The sequence below is a fragment of the Nitratidesulfovibrio sp. 1201_IL3209 genome, from assembly GCF_036763125.1.
Lineage (GTDB): Bacteria > Desulfobacterota > Desulfovibrionia > Desulfovibrionales > Desulfovibrionaceae > Cupidesulfovibrio.
Genome location: NZ_JBAIYT010000018.1, coordinates 17,477 through 33,310, shown reverse-complemented (window position 1 = coordinate 33,310; position 15,834 = coordinate 17,477). Strand labels below are relative to the sequence as shown.

Sequence of the window (15,834 nt, the reverse complement as noted above, 5' to 3'; positions counted from 1 at the left end):
TTGTGCGTTCCGTCAGGCCCCGGCGCGGCCTGTTCCTGCCGCCGCGAAGCCCCGCCGGGCCTCGTCCACGAAGCGGCGCAACCGCTTGGGGCACTTGCGCCCGTCCGGGCCTTCCACGCCGGTGTGCGCGTCCACCCCGGCCGGGCGTACCCGCAGGATGGCCGCGCGCACGTTGTCCGGGTTCAAGCCCCCGGCAAGGATCACCGGGCGGGGCGAACGGCGCGCCAGTTCCGCGCTCACGGTCCAGTCGTGGGTGCGGCCGGTGGCCCCGTCCGCGCCGGTGGCCGGGTCGTGGGTGTCGGTGATGAAGGCGTCGGCCAGCGGGGCCAGTTCACGCACGGTGTCCAGCAGTTCCAGCAGGTTGCCTTCCGCGCGCACCACCAGACTCTTGATCAGGAACAGGTCCGGAACCTCGCGCCGCAGCCGGGCCAGTTCGCTGGCCGCCACCGGGCCGTGCAGTTGCAGGTGGCGCAGGCCCAGCACGCGGCAGAAGGCCGCCGCCTCGGCCCCGTCGGCAATGTAGGTGATGCCCACGGGCAGCAGGGGCGGGGCGGGCAGGCGTTCCACCTCGGCCACCAGTTGGGCGGCTTCGGGCTCGGTCAGGTCTTCCGCGTTCACCGGCAGGCGCAGGGGCAGGCCCATGGCGTGCACCCCGGCCGCGCGCAGGGTCAGGGCTTCGGCCAGGTCGTGCACGCCCGCCACCTGGATCAGCCCGGAGAAGGGCGCGCCGCGCTCCAGCCGGGGAGGGTCGGGAAACGGGGCCGTGGTCATGCGGGCTTGTCCCGCGCGGCATCGTCGCCGTCGCTGTCGTCACTGCGTGGCCCGCAATGGGTGACGCAGCCGTCCGCCAGGCGCAGCACGTGTGTGATTTCCGGAATCAGGTCGCCCTCGTGGTGGGTGACCAGCACCATCTGCACGCCCGCGCGGGCCAGTTGCCCCAGCAGGGCCAGGAACGCAGCGCGGCTGGCCGGGTCCAGCCCGGAGCAGGGTTCGTCCAGCAGCAGCAGGTCCGGTGCGCCCGCCAGGGCGCGGGCCAGCAGCACCCGGCGCAACTGCCCCGTGGACAGGGTGCGGATGCGCTGTCCGGCCAAGCCCGCCGCGCCCAGCATGCGCAGCCAGTGGGCGGCCTCGGTCCGCTGGTCGTCGTCGGGTTCCTCGTACAGGCCGATGGTGCCGGAAAAGCCGGTGAGCACCAATTCCTCGGCGGTCAGGTCGTAGCCGTAGGTGGCCTGCAACTGGTCGGACACCAGGGCTACGCGGCGGTTCAGCAGGGGCAGGTCGCGCAGGGACGCCTGTGCGGGCGGTTCGCGCCGGGCCACGCCGCAGGATGCCTCGTCCGCGAACCACACGATGTCGCCGCCCACGGCCACGTTTTCCTCGCCGTGCAGCAGGCGCAGCAGGGTGGACTTGCCGGAGCCGTTGGGGCCGATGACGCACCAGTTCTCGCCGCGCCGGATGGTCCAGTCGATGGCGTGCAGCACGTGCACCCGCTCCACGTACACGTCGGCGCGTTCGATGCGGGCCAGCACCGGGGCGGGCGCGCCGGGGTGGCGGACGGGTGTGGCACTGCCGTTCACGGAGGCCCCGGCCATGTCCGGGGTGTCCAGGTCATCGTCCACTCCGGCATCTGGTCCGTCACCAGGGCAAACTCCGGAGTCGGCGGGCAGGTTGGCCATGACTTCGGCCAGCGGGCCTTCCGCCGCCAGGCGTCCGCCCTGCATCAGCAGGGCGCGGGTGAGGCAGGCGGGCAACTGGCCGGTGCGGTGGGTGGCGAACAGCACGGTCACGCCCAGCGCGGCGGCCTGGTCCACGGCGCCCAGCACGGCGGCGCGGGCCGTAGCGTCCAGTCCTTCGCACACCTCGTCCAGCAGCAGCACGGCGGGCTGGCGCACCAGGGCGCGGGCCACCAGCATCAGCCGCAACTGCCCCTGCGACATGGCGGGCACCTTGACGTCCAGCAGGTGGGCGGCCCCCAGGCTGCGGGCCAGGTCGCGCGCGGCGGCGATCCGTTCCGCGCCGGGATCCTCGTAAAGCAGGGGGGTGTCGAAGTAGCCGGTGAGCAGCAGTTCCTGGCCGGTGAGCAGCCAGCCCTGGCGCACGTAGCGTTCCTGCTGGGCCGAGGACACGTTGGCGCACAGGGCGCGCCCGACGAGGGGGGATGTTTCCGGGGGCGGCGCGGTTTCGCTATCAGTCGCGGGCGGGAACCAGGTTACCCGGCCGCCGTCGATCTGGTCCGGCCGGGTGGTGCCGCGCACCACGCGCAGCAGGGTGGACTTGCCCGCGCCGTTGCGGCCGAACACGGCCCAGCATTCCCCGGCGCGCAGGGTCCAGCTTGCGCCGTCCAGGGCGCGGCGCCCGCCGAAGCTGACGCGGACGTTATCCAGCACCGCCAGCGGGGCGGCGCGGTCGGCATGGTGCGAAGGTGTGGTAGTCATGATGATTGGGGATAATGGGAGAAATGGAGCATGGTGCAGGAAAAGCAGGGAACAACGGAACGTCATTCGGTCATAGGGGCACGCCGAATGAGGTTTTTCGTTCGTTGGCAAGGACAACGAGCATGCCACGGAGGGAGTATACTTTTGTGGTATTCGACCGGAGTGGCAGGCGAAGTTGGACGTAGCCAACGGGCGAAAGGACCATTCGGCGCGTCCCTAGAAGGGGCGCTGATGCATCACGCCCTTCCGGAACCACACGCTGTGCGTGTAGCCGAAGCGGCGGGCGTATTCTTCCAACTGGTCGAAGCCCCAGGCCACGGTGGAGGTGCAGTGCGCGTCCGAGCCGAAGGTGATGGGCAGTTCCAGTTCGCGGGCCATCTCCATGATGGCGGGGCAGGGGTAGATTTCCTTGCACAGCTTGCGCAGCCCGGCCGAGGAGATTTCCATGGCCATGCCCGCCGCGCGCAGGGTGGCCAGGGCGTCGCGCACCCGCTGGCGCGATTCGGGTCGCTTCAGCCATTCGTGGAAGGCATCCACCGCGAATATCTTGATGATGTCCGGGTGGGCGGCGATGTTGAACATGCCCGACGCCCCCATGCGGCGCAGGCTGTCGAAGTAGCGCACGAAGGCGTCGTGGGTCTGCTCCGGCGAAAGGTCCTTCCAGTCGTCCACGGTGCAGTCGAAGCCCCAGGTGCCCAGAAAATGGATGCCCCCGATGATGTAGTCGAAGGGGTAGCGGTGGATGGTTTCCGCCGTGAACGGCTCCTGCCCCGGCAGCCAGTCCATTTCCAGGCCCAGCAGCACGGTGCGGCCGTCCTGCCGTGCAGCGGCCAGGGCGCGCACCTCGTCCACGTAGCGGGGGAAGCCCGCCGTCAGCCTGTCGCGGTAGTCCCTGGGATAGGAATAGGCGAGGGGACGGGGCGAGTGTTCGGAAAAGCCGAAGACTTCCATGCCGCGATCCATGGCGGTGGCGAACATCTCTTCCACGGTGGCCTGCCCGTGGGAATGGCTGGTGTGGGCGTGCAGATCGACGGTGATCACGGCGGTGTGTCCATGGCCGCCCCGCGGTGCCGGGGCGGGTTGCGGTGAAAGGCCGTCCGGACGGAGCGGGCGGGGCGGCGGGTTATTCCTTGGGACGTTCCATGACCCGCACGAAGGCGTTGCGCACGGCCTCGACGATCTGGTCGTCGCGCACCGGGTCGCGCAGCACGATGGTGCCGGTCTGGGCGTAGCGCGGGGCCAGGTTGTTCAGCGCCAGCGCGTAGATGTCCTGGATGTCCTTGGGGTCGGGGGTGTACACGGGGGGCTCGCGCAGCACCTGCTCGATGGCCTTGATGACCCGCAGTTCATTGCGGTTGCGGATGTCGGTCAGGTCGATGTCGCCGATGCGGTACTTCTCGCGTCTGGGCGCCATGGGCGGGCCTCCTGCGGGGGGATGGGTGTCCGGTGGCGGGGGCTGGCCCCTTGCCATGCAGGCGGCACGTGCCGCCCCGAAGAACATAGCAACGGCGCGGGCCGCTCGCAAGCATGCGTGCCGTACGCCGCATGTGAAACCGCCGCCCCTCCGGCCCGTGCGGGCGAAAGGGCGGCGGCGTGCGTTCGATGGGGGGGACGGATACCGGGAAATGCGGAAACGGCGCGCATGCGCGTCCCGTCCCCTTCCGTCCTCTTTCGCGTGTTCCCGGTGCTAGCCGTCGCCCTGGATGCGGCGGCGAATTTCCTTGGCCGCCCTGCGGCCCGCGCCCATGGCCAGGATGACCGTGGCCGCGCCGGTGACGATGTCGCCCCCGGCGAACACGTTGGGGATGGAGGTCTCGCCGGTGTCCTCGTCCACCTCGATGTAGCCGCGCCTGCTCAGCTTCAGCTGCGGCGTGGCTTCCAGCAGGATGGGGTTGGGCCGGGTGCCCACGGCGATGATGGCGAGGTCGGTGGGCAGGTCGTAGGTGTCGCCTTCCACCGGCACCGGGCTGCGGCGGCCCGAGGCGTCCGGCTCGCCAAGCCGCATGCGTTGCAGGGTCACGCCGGTCAGGCGGCCCATCTCGTCGCCGTGGAAGGTCACGGGATTGGCCAGCAGTTCCAGGATCACGCCCTCTTCCTCGGCGTGTTCCAGTTCCTCGTGCCGGGCGGGCAGTTCGTCGCGGGTGCGGCGGTAGACGATGCGCACCGATTCCGCACCCAGGCGCTGCGCCGTGCGCGCCGCGTCCATGGCCACGTTGCCGCCGCCGTACACGGTGACGTTGCGGCCCTGGTAGACCGGGGTGTCGTAGTCCGGAAACGCGTAGGCCCGGCCCAGGTTGACGCGGGTAAGGTATTCGTTGGCGGAAAACACCCCGGTCAGGTTTTCGCCGGGGATGCCGAGAAAGCGCGGCAGGCCCGCGCCCACGCCGATGAACACGGCGCGGTAGCCTTCCGCGAACAGGTCGTCCACCGAGAAGGTGCGGCCGCCCACCCAGTTGGTGACGAAATCCACCTCCTGGGTGCGCAGGGCCTGCACTTCCTTTTCCACGATGGCCGATTTGGGCAGGCGGAATTCGGGAATGCCGTACACCAGCACCCCGCCCACCTCGTGCAGGGCCTCGAACACGGTCACCTTGATCCCGCGCGAGGACAGGTACCCCGCCACGGTCAGGCTGGCCGGGCCGCTGCCTATGCAGGCCACGCGCAGGTCCGGGTCCACCGCCGGGCAGGTGAGCTTGGCCGAAAGATAGTTGCAGGCGTCGAGGGCCATGTAGGTGTCGGCCACGTAGCGCTCCAGGCGGCCGATGGCCACGGGCTGGCCCTTGGCGTTCAGCACGCAGGCGCCCTCGCACTGGTTTTCCTGCGGGCACACCCGGCCGCACACGGCGGGCAGGCTGTTGGTGGACTTGATGGTGCGGTACGCGCCCTCAAGGTCGCCCTTGGCAAGCTGGCCGATGAAGTCCTTGATGGGCACTTCCACCGGGCAGCCCTTGACGCATTTGGGGTTCTTGCATTGCAGGCAGCGCTTGGCCTCTTCCGTGGCCATCCGCTGCGTGTAGCCCAGGGCCACCTCGTCGAAATTGCGGATGCGCTCCCCGGCGGGCTGGCAGGGCATGTCCACGCGCGGGGCGATCTTCTTGCCCCCGGCGGGCTTGCGTTCGGCGGTCGCGGTCATGGCGTTACTTCTCCCCCGCGCAGGTACACTTGCAGTGGTGGTCGTACGATGCCTTCTCCTGCGGCTTGAAGGCCGCCAGGCGCTGGCGCAGTTCGTTGAAGTCCACCTTGTGGCCGTCGAATTCGGGGCCGTCCACGCAGGCGAAGCGGGTTTCGCCGCCCACGCTCACGCGGCACGCGCCGCACATGCCGATGCCGTCCACCATGATGGAGTTCAGGCTGACCGTGGTCTTCACGCCGAAAGGCTCGGTGGTTTTCGCCACCGCCGCCATCATGGGCACGGGGCCCACGGCCACCACCTCGGACACGGTCTTGTCCGTTTCCAGCCGCTGGCGCAGCAGGTCGGTGACCAGCCCCTTGTGGCCGAAGCTGCCGTCGTCGGTGGACACGAGCACCTCGGGGCAGAAGGACGAAAGTTCGTCGTAGAACAGCAGCAGGTCCTTGCTGCGCGCGCCGATGACCGCCACCACGTGGTTGCCCGCCTTGTGGTGCCCCTTGGCGATGTGGTGCATGGCCGCGATGCCCGTGCCGCCGCCCACGCAGATGACCGTGCCCGCCTTCTCGATGTGTGTGGGCTTGCCCAGCGGGCCGCACAGGTCGAGGATGGAATCGCCCGCGTCCAGGGTTTCCAGCAGGGCGGTGGACTTGCCCATGACCAGGTAGACGATGGTGATGGTGCCGCGTTCGGGGTCGGCGTCGGCGATGGTGAGCGGGATGCGTTCGCCCTTTTCGCAGACGCGCAGGATGACGAAGTTGCCCGGCTGCGCCTTTTTCGCGATGTGCGGCGCGTCGATGACCAGCTTGCTGGTCTGGCCGGGGATCAGGCGCTCTTTTTCCAGTATCTTGCAGGGCATGCGCGTGCTTCCTTCCTTGCGGGGATTGGCGGATGACGGTTGCCGGGGCGCCGCGCGGGAACGGCCGCAACCGGCTGAACGGTCAGCGACCTTCGTAAGTTCTGCGCCCGCGCAATGCAAGAAAAATGCGGGTTGCGCGGGCGCGGATACGTATGTAACTTAGTGTATCAGACCAGCGGCGGATTGTGGCGCGCACGGCGCCAGTTGCCCGATATCCGTTTGCCCGCGATCCAGTTGCCCCGGATACGTCTGCCCCCAAGACCTGTCTGCCCAAGACCCGTTTGCCCACTATCTGCCAGGGACCGGCCATGGACATCGGCGACGCAACCTCGTCACGCGGCCTTGCCGCGTACAGCCGCGCACTGACCCGCGATGCGGGCGATGCGCTGGGGCTGCTTGCCGCCAGACGCACGAAGACGGCCTTTTCCCTTGGCCCGCTGACGGTCAGCTACGAGACCGAAACCGCCCCCACCGCGGAGGACGCGGCCGTACAGGCCGCCGAATCGCTGCAACGCATGCGGGCCTTCAACTTCGCGGACAGCCTGCAAACGCAGCAACTGCTGGCGGAACTGGCGCCCGCCGATGCCCCGGCGCAGCCCTCCGACCCCACGGCAGCGCTTGGCGCCAGTCCCGATGCCGGAATTGCCGAAGCCACCGGAACCGCCGGAACCACCAGAACTGGCGGAACTGGCGGCGCGCAGGCCGCGCTGTTCGGAGAAACCGCCCCCACCTGCACCCCCGCCGCCGGCGCGCGCGCCTATGCCCGCTCCGCCTCGCTGGTGGACCGTTCGTCCATGATTCAGGCCGCCGTGTAGGTGCGACTTCCCCTTGTCATGGGGCTGCGTCGTTTTATTCCGCAATTGACATTCGTTATCAATCGAGCGACAACGGCCTCGGCGCACGCATGGCGCCCCGAGGCCGTTCCATTGTCCGGCGAAAGGATACGCCGCTACACCCGGAAGCCCAGCAGGGCCGCGCATTGCCGGGCCTGTGCCCCTTCCGCCGCGCCGTTGTGTTGCAGGCGTTCCCACATCCGGTTCTGCACGGTCCACCAGTCGAAGTCGGGCGCCACTTCGCGGGTGCGTTCCACGGCCCCGCACAGTCCGGCCCAGTCCGGCGCGGGGGCCGCCAGCAGGTCCAGCAGATGTTCCTGCACCAGCAGGTGCAGCCCGCGCCGCTGCCTGGGCGTCGGTTGCAGCGAGCGCAGCAGTTCCAGGCCCTGCCGCCATGCGATTTCGTCGTCGCCGGGAAGGCCGGGAGCCGGGGCCTCGGCCACCAGCGCCAGCCCCAGTTGCGGGGCAAGGCCCGCCCACAGGTGGCTGGCGGGCATGTCGTGCTGGGCCTCCTCCCACGGGTCCACCAGGGCCAGGGCCTGGCGGGTCAGGGCGGCCCGCCGGGGGGCCTCGCGGCGTTCGTCGCCGTGCAGCAGGGCCAGCAGCAGGGCCTGACGGGCGTTTACCGGCAGGTCGGCCACGGAAAGGGATGTTTCGGCGGCGTCGGGTTCCGTTGCCGGGCGTACCGTCACCCGCGAGGCGCGGGCGGGCGTGTCCGGCCCCGGCGGCTGCCAGGTGAAGCGCACGGCGCGGCCTTCCGCCTCTTGCGGCAGGCGCAGCGCGGCGGTGCCGGTGATGGCGCCGCCAGCCAGCCCGGTGGAGGGGCCGGCGTGGTGTGTATCAGGAGCATCGAGGGTCACGTCCACCTCGGCGCCCGGCCAGGCGTGGGTTGCGGTGCCGCCCGGAGCGGGCAGGCCGTGTTCCGCGCGCAGCCGCCACAGGGCCTGGAGCACCAGGCTGGCGTCCGTGCCGCGCCGGGGCAGCACGGTGCGGGACAGGATATCCGCCCCGGTGCCTTCCTCCGGCTTGTTGGAGGCGGCGCGGGCCAGGTGTTCCGCCAGGCGCGGCAGCAGGTCCGGCCCGCCGGTGGCGGTGCACAGGTCCATGGCGCGCAGGGCGCAGGTCATGGCGTTCACCGGCTCGATGCGCGAGATTTCGTCGAAGAACCAGGCGCAGCTGGCAAAGGACGCCAGCCCCGCTTCCTGCATGGCCAGCAGCTTCCACGCCGCGTCGGCCTGCCGCCCGGCGATGCCGGGGGCCAGATGCGCGGCGGCGAAGGCTTCGCGCGCGGCCGGGTCGCCGCTTTGGGCCAGCACCTGGCCGTAGGCCAGCAGGGCGGCCTTGGAATCGCGGAACAGCGCGGCCCCGGCGGCGGCGAAATGGGCGTCCAGCCCCTGCTTCACCGCGTCCAGGCCCTGGCGCAGGGGGCCGCGCCAGCGCTGGTTCCAGCCGGGGTGGCCGCCGTCGGTGCAGCCGCAGTCGGACCGCCAGCGCTCCACGCCGTGGGCGCAACTCCACGACGAGGGCTCGTGCAGCAGCACCCGCATGCGCGGCGGGTTGCGGTGCAGGAACGCCGCGAAGTTGGTCAGCGCCACCCCGTCGCGTCCGGCGTAGCCCTGGGCCAGCACGTGGGCCAGGGCCATCTCGCCGAAGGTGAAGTGGTGGCCGTAGGTTTCGCCGTCGGTGCATACGGCCAGCAGCCGGTCGCCGGGGCCGCTTTCGCCCCGCTCCCCGCCGGGGGGCGCGGGCAGGGCGCGGGCCGCGTCGGCCAGCCGCCGCCAGAAGATTTCGCCGTCGCGCAAAAGTTGCTCGAACGCCACGGCCCGCGAGATGGGGCCGTCGTAGAAGAAGATGTCGATATGCCGGCCCGAGGGCAGTTCCGCCCGGTAGGGCAGGCCGATGTCCAGCGAGCCTTCGTGCACCGGCTGCCACGCGGCGTTGGCCGGGGCGATGCCGTCCAGCACGGCCACGGCCCGGGCCTGGCGCGGGGCCAGCACGGTGAAGGCGATGCCCGCCGCGGCCAGGGTTTCCAGCGTGGGGGTGTCCACGGCTGCCTCCGGCAGCCACATGCCCTCGGGCGCGCGGCCGAACCGCGCCGTAAAGTCGGCCACGGCCCACGCGGTTTCCACCTCGCGGTCCAGCGGTGTGGCCAGGGGCATGATGACGTGGTGATAGACCTGGGCCATGGCGTTGCCGTGTCCCCAGCGCGCGGCGCTTGTCCGGTCGCCCTCCACCATGCGGCGCAGGGTGTCGGGGGCGTGGCGGTCCATCCAGCGCAGCAGGGTGGGCCCGGCGTTGAAGCTGGTCCATTCGTAGCAGTTCAGGATGTCGCCGATGCGCCCCTCGCGGTCCAGCCTGCGCGCCCAGCCCAGCGGGGCGTAACTTTCCCGCAGGATGCGGGTATTCCAGTCCGGGGCCGGGGCTGCGCTGCCCTCGGGCAAGATATCATCCAGCCACGGATCCTCGCGGGGCGGCTGGTAGAAATGGCCGTGGATGCACAGGCTGCGGGGCATGGGAACCTCCTGGTTTCCGGCAGGATACACCGCCCGGTCGAACGGGGAAAGGTGCCCCACCCCCCGATTGGTTGATGATGGGGGTGCAGGCAGGGTTTACGGGGGAACGATGCGAGGCTATCATCATGCCGTAGCCAACCGGGGGGTTGCCGTGAACGTCGATACGGAAATGGTGAAGGATTTTCCCGTGATGGGTGAAAAGCCCATGCGCGGGGTCTTTTCCACGACGGCCGACATGAAGATCGGCTTCGGCGGTACGCGGCGCACCGTGCAGCAGAACGTGATGATCTACGTGGTTCGCCGCGACGACGGGCGCTACGACGCCCAGGCGCTGAACGACAGCCACGTGCCCACCGGAGAGTCCACCATCCTCACCTACGAGGATCTGGTGCTGGACTACATCCCCGAACCCGCCATCTACCACGAGAAGGTGTATCCGGCCATGCGCGAGTTGGCCGGGCACATCGCGCGCGGCGAACGCCACCGCGAGCGGGGCGAGACCTGGAGCGCCGAGTTCGAGTTCCAGAACGCCCTGGCCATCGACGAGCAGAACGTGCGCGCCACCTTCGGGCTGGGGCTCACCTACCTTGCCCGCGAAGACCTGGACAAGGCCCGCGAGGTGTTCCAGCGGCTCATTGCCCTGCCCGGCGCCTTCGACCCGCGCCACAAGCACATGTTCAACGACTTCGGCATCAAGCTGCGCAAGAGCCGCATGTTCGGCGAGGCGTTGCGCTTCTACGCCCGCGCCGCGCAACTGGCGCCCAGGGACGACCACCTGCTGTACAACATCGCCCGCACCCTGTTCGAATCCGGCGACTACGAGCGGGCCAACGGCTTTCTGTGCCGCGCCCTGACCCTGAATCCCCGGCTGGAGGAAGGGCAGCAGTTGCGCGCGGTCATCGCCGTGCGCAAGGGCCGCGAGGTGGGACACCCCACGGACACGCCCCAGGAACTTCTGCTGAACGACCCGTGCGATGTGCCGGAGGTTTTGGCGGACGCGGTGGAAGGCTATTAGCTGCAAGGGTCTTTTTGCCCTCTGCCGTCCGACCCGAAGGGCGCGAAGCGTGCCCGTCAGGCGAGCTTGCAAGCCTTACGGGCATCGTGCGCAGAGCGGTCAGAACGCTTTTTTATTCCGGTCACGTACGAAAGAGAGCGCTGCTGTCCCCATCCGTAACACTCGCGCAAGCGCTCGCGTAACGGCTGCGGCACGCTCCCTCCATAAAAAAGCGTTCTTCCTCGGCAGAGAACAAAAATTCTCCTTGCAAACAGCGCGCAGGGTACGTGCTTGAGGCATGCGGATAGCGCACATGCCACGGGGCGGCGTTCCGAAGAACGCCGCCCCGTTTTCATTCAGGCGAGGGAATCGCCCGGTCTGGTCACCCGATCTAGTACGGCGCGCCCAGATTCACGGCCGCATGCACCGTGGCCCCGAAGAACACCGCCCGGCCCGCCAGTTCGCCCAGCAGCACCAGCGGCCCCATCCAGCGGGGGATGCGCGGGCTGCGCGCCAGCGCCACCAGCGGCACGAGGATGCCCAGCACCAGCCGCGCCCAGTACAGGGGCGATGCCAGCCAGGCGCGCGAGGTCATCTGCATCACCGTGCCGCCCGACGCCCAGACGCAGGGCACGATGACGTACACCGCCAGCGCCGCCGCCAGGCTGCCCAGCAGCACGGCGCGCAGCATGGGCTGGCTGGCCTCGCCCGCGAACCAGCTGCCGAAGGAGGCCCCCAGCAGCAGCGCCGACAGCAGGAAGAACCCCAGCGGCGCGGCGTTGTGCAGGGCGGGCATGGCGGGCGGGGCATAGGTCATGCCCGAGGTGTACAGGGCCGCCAGGCCCGCCAGCGCGGCGGCGGCGCGCAGGCCCGCGCCCGCCTTGCCGGTGAAGGCGGCCACGGCCAGCAGCACGGCGAACGCGCCGAAGGCAAGGATTTCGCGGCTCAGCCACGCCTTTTCCAGATGGGCCAGGGTGCGCACCGCCCCTTCCGGATGCCCCAGGTGGAACAGCGAGGCCAGCAGGGCCACGCCCATGACGGCGGTGGCGGCCAGCCATTCCGTCCGGTTGGCGGGCGCGTCGTTATCCGCGCCCGTGCCGGGGGTGGTGGCGCAGGCCCCACCCGCGCAGCCGCACGAACGCACGGCCCGTAGCAGGGCGATACCCACGGCAGCCTGCGACAGCACGGTGAACAGCACCAGGGGAAGTTCGATGTTCTGCATGGCTACCTCCTCACCACGCGGGGTGTTCTGGGCATGATGAAGCGGGTGGACGGATTGACCTGCGGCATTTCCGGATACCCTGCCGGGTACTGCACGGCGTTGGCGGCATCGGCCGTGGACATGGCGGCGATGTCCACCAGCCGCAGCGCCCGCACCGGGCAGCTCTGCACGCAGGCGGGCTGCTCCCCGGCGTCCAGCCGTTCGTGGCACAGGCTGCACTTTTCCGCCTTCTTCAGCACCGGGTTGTAGCGCGGCGCGCCGTACGGACAGGAACGGATGCAGTTGCCGCAGCCGATGCAGCGGTCCTGATGGTGCACCACCACGCCGTCCTCGCGCTTCTCGTACGCCTTCACCGGGCAGGCGTTGAGGCAGGCGGGGTTTTCGCAGTGGTTGCAGGCCAGCGACAAGAAGGCCCGCTCGCGGTGGGGGTAGATGGCCTCGTCCAGCGGGTACAGCTGCCGCCAGACCACGCCGGTTTCCTGATGGTAGTAGTTCTTGCAGGCCATGGCGCAGGTGAAGCAGCCGATGCAGCGCTCCACGTCCACCAGAAATGCGCGCTGCCTGGGAAGAGATGCGTGTTGTGTGGTCATGGGCCGCCTCCTACGCTCTCGCCACGTCGGCGAACTGGTCGTGAATGGCCACGCCGGGCGCGCCGGTCTTGTAGGCGCCCATGTCGGCCGGTTCGTCATCCACAAGGTTCTGCACGTTGAAGTCCAGCTTGCGGAACCACGCCTCGTACATCAGCAGGCAGTCGCCGGGCACCGTTTCGGTGATCTTGGCGCGCAGCTTCACCTCGCCGATGGGGTTGAACACCCGCACGGTGTCCAGGTCGGCGATGCCCTTGGCCCTGGCCAGCGCGGGGCTCAGGTAGACGAAGGGCTCCGTCTGGAACTCCTCCATCCAGTCCAGGTTGGCGAACTGCGAATGAATGGCGAACTTGCTGTGCGGGGTCAGCAGGCGGTAGGGGGCGTAGGCCTTGCGGCCTTCCTTGTACTCCGGCAGGGCCTTGTGGCCATGGCTGGCGCACAGGTCGGACCTGAACTCGTACTTGCCCGAGGGGGTCTTGAACGTGCGGTCGCTCCACGAGGCGGACGAGGCCAGCTTCGCCTTGGCCGGTCCCTTGCGCAGGTCCTGCCAGTGGCTGATGCCGAGCAGGTCGTACACGCCCTTGTTGAATTCCTTCTCCATCCATTCCCTGGTGTCGATGTCCTGCGGGTAGGTGCAGGAACCGGGCGACAGGCGGTTCATGTGCTTCGAGAGCAGCGCCGCGATTTCGATGTTGGACTTGGCCTCGTGCATGGGGGCGATGGCCTGCTCGTTGAGCGATACCCAGTAGTGCCAGTAGGATGCGTTGACGGTCCATTCCTCGAACAGGGTGGTCACCGGCAGCACGATGTCGGAATGGCGCACCGTTTCGGTGAAGAACTGTTCGACGCTGACCACCATCTCCAGCTTTTCGAAGGCCCGCAGCATCTTGTTGCGGTCGAAGTCCTGCGCGAAGGGGTTCTTGCACGACGACCACAGCACCCGCACCGGCGGGTCTTGGGCGTCCAGCAGTTCCTGGGCGGTCTTGTTGATGTTCAGGGCACGGTCGGTGTAGGCGGCGGGGGCCGCCGACCCGGCCGTGACGTCGAACTCGCCCTTGGGGCCGGACTTGCCCGTGAAGCCGGTGGACCCCGCCGGGGCCTTCTGGATCATGGCGTGGTAGTTGAAGCCCCAGGTCTGCAAATGGCCGTAGCGCGCGCCTCCGCCCACCTTGCCTACGTTGCCGGTCATGGCCACCAGCGCGTCGATGGCGCGCACGGAGGCCCCGCCGTTGATGTGGCGCTGCATGCCGTAGCCGATCCAGATGGTGGCGGGTTTGGCGGTGGCGAATTCCTCGGCCACGTGGCGGATGTCGTCGGCGGGGATGCCGGACTTCTCCGCCGCCCACTCCACGGTGACGTTGCTGCGCAGGTACGCGGCGAATTCCTCGAAGCCCACGGCGTTGTTGGCCACGAAGTCGCGGTCCACCAGGCCCAGGTCAAGCACGTGCCGGGCCATGCCCAGGGCCAGCGCGCCGTCGCTGCCGGTTTCCGGCTGCCAGGCCACGTCGCCCTTGGTGGCGGTCTGGGTCAGCACGGGGTCGATGACCACGATCTTGGCCCCCCGGTCGCGGGCGGCGTAGACGTACTTCATGGAGTGCACGGAACACCACGCGGGGTTGGCGCCCCAGATGATGATGTAGCGTGACTTTTCCATGTCTTCCGGGTCGTTGCACCACATGTCGCCCAGGTCGTAGTTCTGGGCGTCGATGCCCGCGGGCCAGCAGGGCGTGCCCACCAGGCGGGTGGTGTAGCCCAGCGAGGACATCATGCCCTCCACCCCGTAGTTGGTGATGCCGAAGTTGCCGGAATACTTGGTAAGGGCAAGGCCCAGCAGGTTGCCGTCCTTTTCCTTGATCTCCAGCAGCTTGCGGGCGATGCGCTCCATGGCCTCGTCCCACGAGACGCGCCGCCAGTTGCCGCTGCCGCGCCCGTCCTGGACCATGGGGTACTTGATGCGGTCCGGGCTGTAGACGCGCCGGGGGTAGCTGTAGCCCTTCACGCACAGCCCGCCCGCCGTGAAGGTGGATTCCGGCGCGCCTTCCACGAACCTGACCACCCCGTCCCTGACGTAGGTGACCATGCTGCACGTGTCGTAACAGTTGCGCGGGCAGGCGTTGCGGAAGATCTGGAAATCGGACTTGTTGAAGGGCGCGGCGGACGCGTTGCGGGGCAGCAGCAGCCCGCAGGGCAGCGTGGCCAGCGCGCCGGATGCGATGAGCCCCTTGAGGAAGCTCCGCCTGCTCATGGAACAGGACGACGCCCCGCGCGAGGGGATGCCGGTTTTGCCGGTGTGGTCGGACATGATGACCTCCGTGGGTTTCATGATCTGCGGGAATGGGGTGCCGGTGCGTCCGTTGCCTGGACGACGCCGGACGCGCCGGTGATTTCTTTGGTGGCGGCGTGGTGGGCGCAGGCGGCGGCCGCGTCTTCCTGCCAGCACAGCAGCAGGGCCAGGGCGCGGGCGATGGCCGGGGGCACGCCGGGTTCGGCCAGGGCCCGCTGCACGAAGCGGGGCACCCACGCGCCCATGTGCTCCGCCACCAGCCAGCGCCAGGCGTCCTCCACGGCCAGTCCGGGCTCCTCGCCCTTTTCGGCGGGGGTAGGGTGGGCGGGCGACGGGACAATGGCGGCGGGATGGTCCGCGTCGCGCAACGCCAGCAGGGCCAGGGCGGCGTCCAGTTCGAAGCTCAGGTGGTCGTCGGGCGTGGTTCCTTCGCCGGGTACGGCATATCCGAGGGCGTGGTACAGGGCGCGCACGTCCATGGTGGACTCGCCCATCAGGCGGGGCTCGGTTTCCAGCCATGCGGAGGCGTAGGGCGGCGCGGGCACGGCCATGGGACCCACGAACAGCCGGTTGAAGGCGTATTCGGCTTCGCGCCACTGGTCCTCGCCCGGCGGGTGCGCATGCCCTGTGGCCGGGTCATGCCGGGCGGAAGCGTTGGGCGGAAGGGAGGCGGGGCCGCCATGTTCCGCGACGCAGGCATCCAGCGCCAGCGAGGCCGCGCGCAGGTCGTCCGCGCTGCGCGCGGCGAACAGGTCGCGCAGGCCGCGCAACAGGGCTGCCTGGCGCGCGTCGCCCACGGGATGTCCCTCCGGGATGGCGGGGACGTCCCGTGCGTCCCCCGCGTCGAGCGGGGCCGAACCGGCCGGGGTGGGGTTGATATCCATGATGTCTCCTCGGACCGTCCGCGCCGCCACGCGGGCGCGCGGACAGTGGCCTGTTTTTGGATATATGCAGGCTAGTCGAGGAGCACGGTTGTCACA

13 protein-coding genes are annotated in these 15,834 nt (G+C 69.5%); 2 read left to right on the top strand and 11 right to left on the bottom strand.

The window, feature by feature from the left end; translation table 11 throughout:
- Nucleotides 1-12 precede the first annotated feature (12 nt).
- The 6 genes from V6B97_RS09975 to V6B97_RS09950 all read right to left on the bottom strand — a co-directional run bounded on the left by V6B97_RS09975 (nt 13) and on the right by V6B97_RS09950 (nt 6,421).
- Entirely contained in the window at nt 13-771 is a 759-nt protein-coding gene (locus V6B97_RS09975; RefSeq protein ID WP_333506358.1) for a phosphoribosylanthranilate isomerase, read from the bottom strand.
- The gene (locus tag V6B97_RS09970; protein ID WP_333506357.1) at nt 768-2,435 is read right to left on the bottom strand and encodes an ATP-binding cassette domain-containing protein; all 1,668 of its coding nucleotides are present in this window, start codon (nt 2,433-2,435) and stop codon (nt 768-770) included. The genes V6B97_RS09975 and V6B97_RS09970 overlap by 4 nt, the downstream gene beginning before the upstream one ends.
- 216 nt (nt 2,436-2,651) lie before the next feature.
- Entirely contained in the window at nt 2,652-3,476 is an 825-nt protein-coding gene (locus tag V6B97_RS09965; protein WP_333506356.1) for a histidinol-phosphatase, read from the bottom strand.
- 82 nt (nt 3,477-3,558) lie between these two features.
- Nucleotides 3,559-3,849: a late competence development ComFB family protein gene (locus V6B97_RS09960; RefSeq protein ID WP_333506355.1), complete on the bottom strand. Its 291-nt coding sequence runs from the start codon at nt 3,847-3,849 to the stop codon at nt 3,559-3,561.
- A 273-nt stretch (nt 3,850-4,122) separates the two neighbouring features.
- On the bottom strand, nt 4,123-5,568 hold the full coding sequence (gene gltA / locus V6B97_RS09955; protein ID WP_333506354.1) for an NADPH-dependent glutamate synthase: 1,446 nt from the start codon (nt 5,566-5,568) through the stop codon (nt 4,123-4,125).
- Nucleotides 5,569-5,572: 4 nt separating this feature from the next.
- Nucleotides 5,573-6,421 (bottom strand): sulfide/dihydroorotate dehydrogenase-like FAD/NAD-binding protein, encoded by an 849-nt coding sequence (locus V6B97_RS09950; protein WP_167123006.1) that lies wholly within the window; start codon nt 6,419-6,421, stop codon nt 5,573-5,575.
- 308 nt (nt 6,422-6,729) lie between these two features.
- On the opposite strand from V6B97_RS09950, the gene V6B97_RS09945 reads away from it, so the two are divergent.
- Nucleotides 6,730-7,236, top strand: a complete 507-nt coding sequence (locus V6B97_RS09945) for a hypothetical protein (protein WP_333506353.1) — start codon at nt 6,730-6,732, stop codon at nt 7,234-7,236.
- A 134-nt stretch (nt 7,237-7,370) separates the two neighbouring features.
- Here V6B97_RS09945 and V6B97_RS09940 read toward each other — a convergent pair whose 3' ends face one another.
- Nucleotides 7,371-9,767, bottom strand: a complete 2,397-nt coding sequence (locus tag V6B97_RS09940) for a DUF3536 domain-containing protein (RefSeq protein ID WP_333506352.1) — start codon at nt 9,765-9,767, stop codon at nt 7,371-7,373.
- 151 nt (nt 9,768-9,918) lie between these two features.
- Between V6B97_RS09940 and V6B97_RS09935 the strand changes: the two genes are divergently transcribed.
- Complete coding sequence (locus V6B97_RS09935; protein ID WP_333506351.1) at nt 9,919-10,782, top strand: tetratricopeptide repeat protein; 864 nt, start codon at nt 9,919-9,921, stop codon at nt 10,780-10,782.
- Nucleotides 10,783-11,152: 370 nt separating this feature from the next.
- Here the strand turns inward: V6B97_RS09935 and V6B97_RS09930 are convergent, their stop codons facing one another.
- From V6B97_RS09930 to V6B97_RS09915, 4 genes are all read right to left on the bottom strand, one after another.
- Nucleotides 11,153-11,983: a dimethyl sulfoxide reductase anchor subunit family protein gene (locus V6B97_RS09930; RefSeq protein ID WP_333506350.1), complete on the bottom strand. Its 831-nt coding sequence runs from the start codon at nt 11,981-11,983 to the stop codon at nt 11,153-11,155.
- Between the two features lie 2 nt (nt 11,984-11,985).
- Nucleotides 11,986-12,573, bottom strand: coding sequence for a 4Fe-4S dicluster domain-containing protein (locus tag V6B97_RS09925; protein ID WP_333506349.1), 588 nt, complete (start codon nt 12,571-12,573; stop codon nt 11,986-11,988).
- 10 nt (nt 12,574-12,583) lie between these two features.
- Complete coding sequence (locus V6B97_RS09920; protein ID WP_333506398.1) at nt 12,584-14,815, bottom strand: molybdopterin-dependent oxidoreductase; 2,232 nt, start codon at nt 14,813-14,815, stop codon at nt 12,584-12,586.
- Between the two features lie 74 nt (nt 14,816-14,889).
- Nucleotides 14,890-15,738 (bottom strand): TorD/DmsD family molecular chaperone, encoded by an 849-nt coding sequence (locus V6B97_RS09915; RefSeq protein ID WP_333506348.1) that lies wholly within the window; start codon nt 15,736-15,738, stop codon nt 14,890-14,892.
- Nucleotides 15,739-15,834: the final 96 nt, after the last annotated feature.

Excerpts from the sequence above, each read along its gene's own strand:
- V6B97_RS09975 (WP_333506358.1), bottom strand. The coding sequence starts at position 771 with ATGACCACGGCCCCGTTTCCCGACCCTCCCCGGCTGGAGCGCGGCGCG.
- V6B97_RS09970 (WP_333506357.1), bottom strand. The coding sequence starts at position 2,435 with ATGACTACCACACCTTCGCACCATGCCGACCGCGCCGCCCCGCTGGCG.
- V6B97_RS09960 (WP_333506355.1), bottom strand. The coding sequence starts at position 3,849 with ATGGCGCCCAGACGCGAGAAGTACCGCATCGGCGACATCGACCTGACC.
- gltA (WP_333506354.1), bottom strand. The coding sequence starts at position 5,568 with ATGACCGCGACCGCCGAACGCAAGCCCGCCGGGGGCAAGAAGATCGCC.
- V6B97_RS09950 (WP_167123006.1), bottom strand. The coding sequence starts at position 6,421 with ATGCCCTGCAAGATACTGGAAAAAGAGCGCCTGATCCCCGGCCAGACC.
- V6B97_RS09945 (WP_333506353.1), top strand. The coding sequence starts at position 6,730 with ATGGACATCGGCGACGCAACCTCGTCACGCGGCCTTGCCGCGTACAGC.
- V6B97_RS09940 (WP_333506352.1), bottom strand. The coding sequence starts at position 9,767 with ATGCCCCGCAGCCTGTGCATCCACGGCCATTTCTACCAGCCGCCCCGC.
- V6B97_RS09930 (WP_333506350.1), bottom strand. The coding sequence starts at position 11,983 with ATGCAGAACATCGAACTTCCCCTGGTGCTGTTCACCGTGCTGTCGCAG.
- V6B97_RS09925 (WP_333506349.1), bottom strand. The coding sequence starts at position 12,573 with ATGACCACACAACACGCATCTCTTCCCAGGCAGCGCGCATTTCTGGTG.
- V6B97_RS09920 (WP_333506398.1), bottom strand. The coding sequence starts at position 14,815 with ATGAGCAGGCGGAGCTTCCTCAAGGGGCTCATCGCATCCGGCGCGCTG.
- V6B97_RS09915 (WP_333506348.1), bottom strand. The coding sequence starts at position 15,738 with ATGGATATCAACCCCACCCCGGCCGGTTCGGCCCCGCTCGACGCGGGG.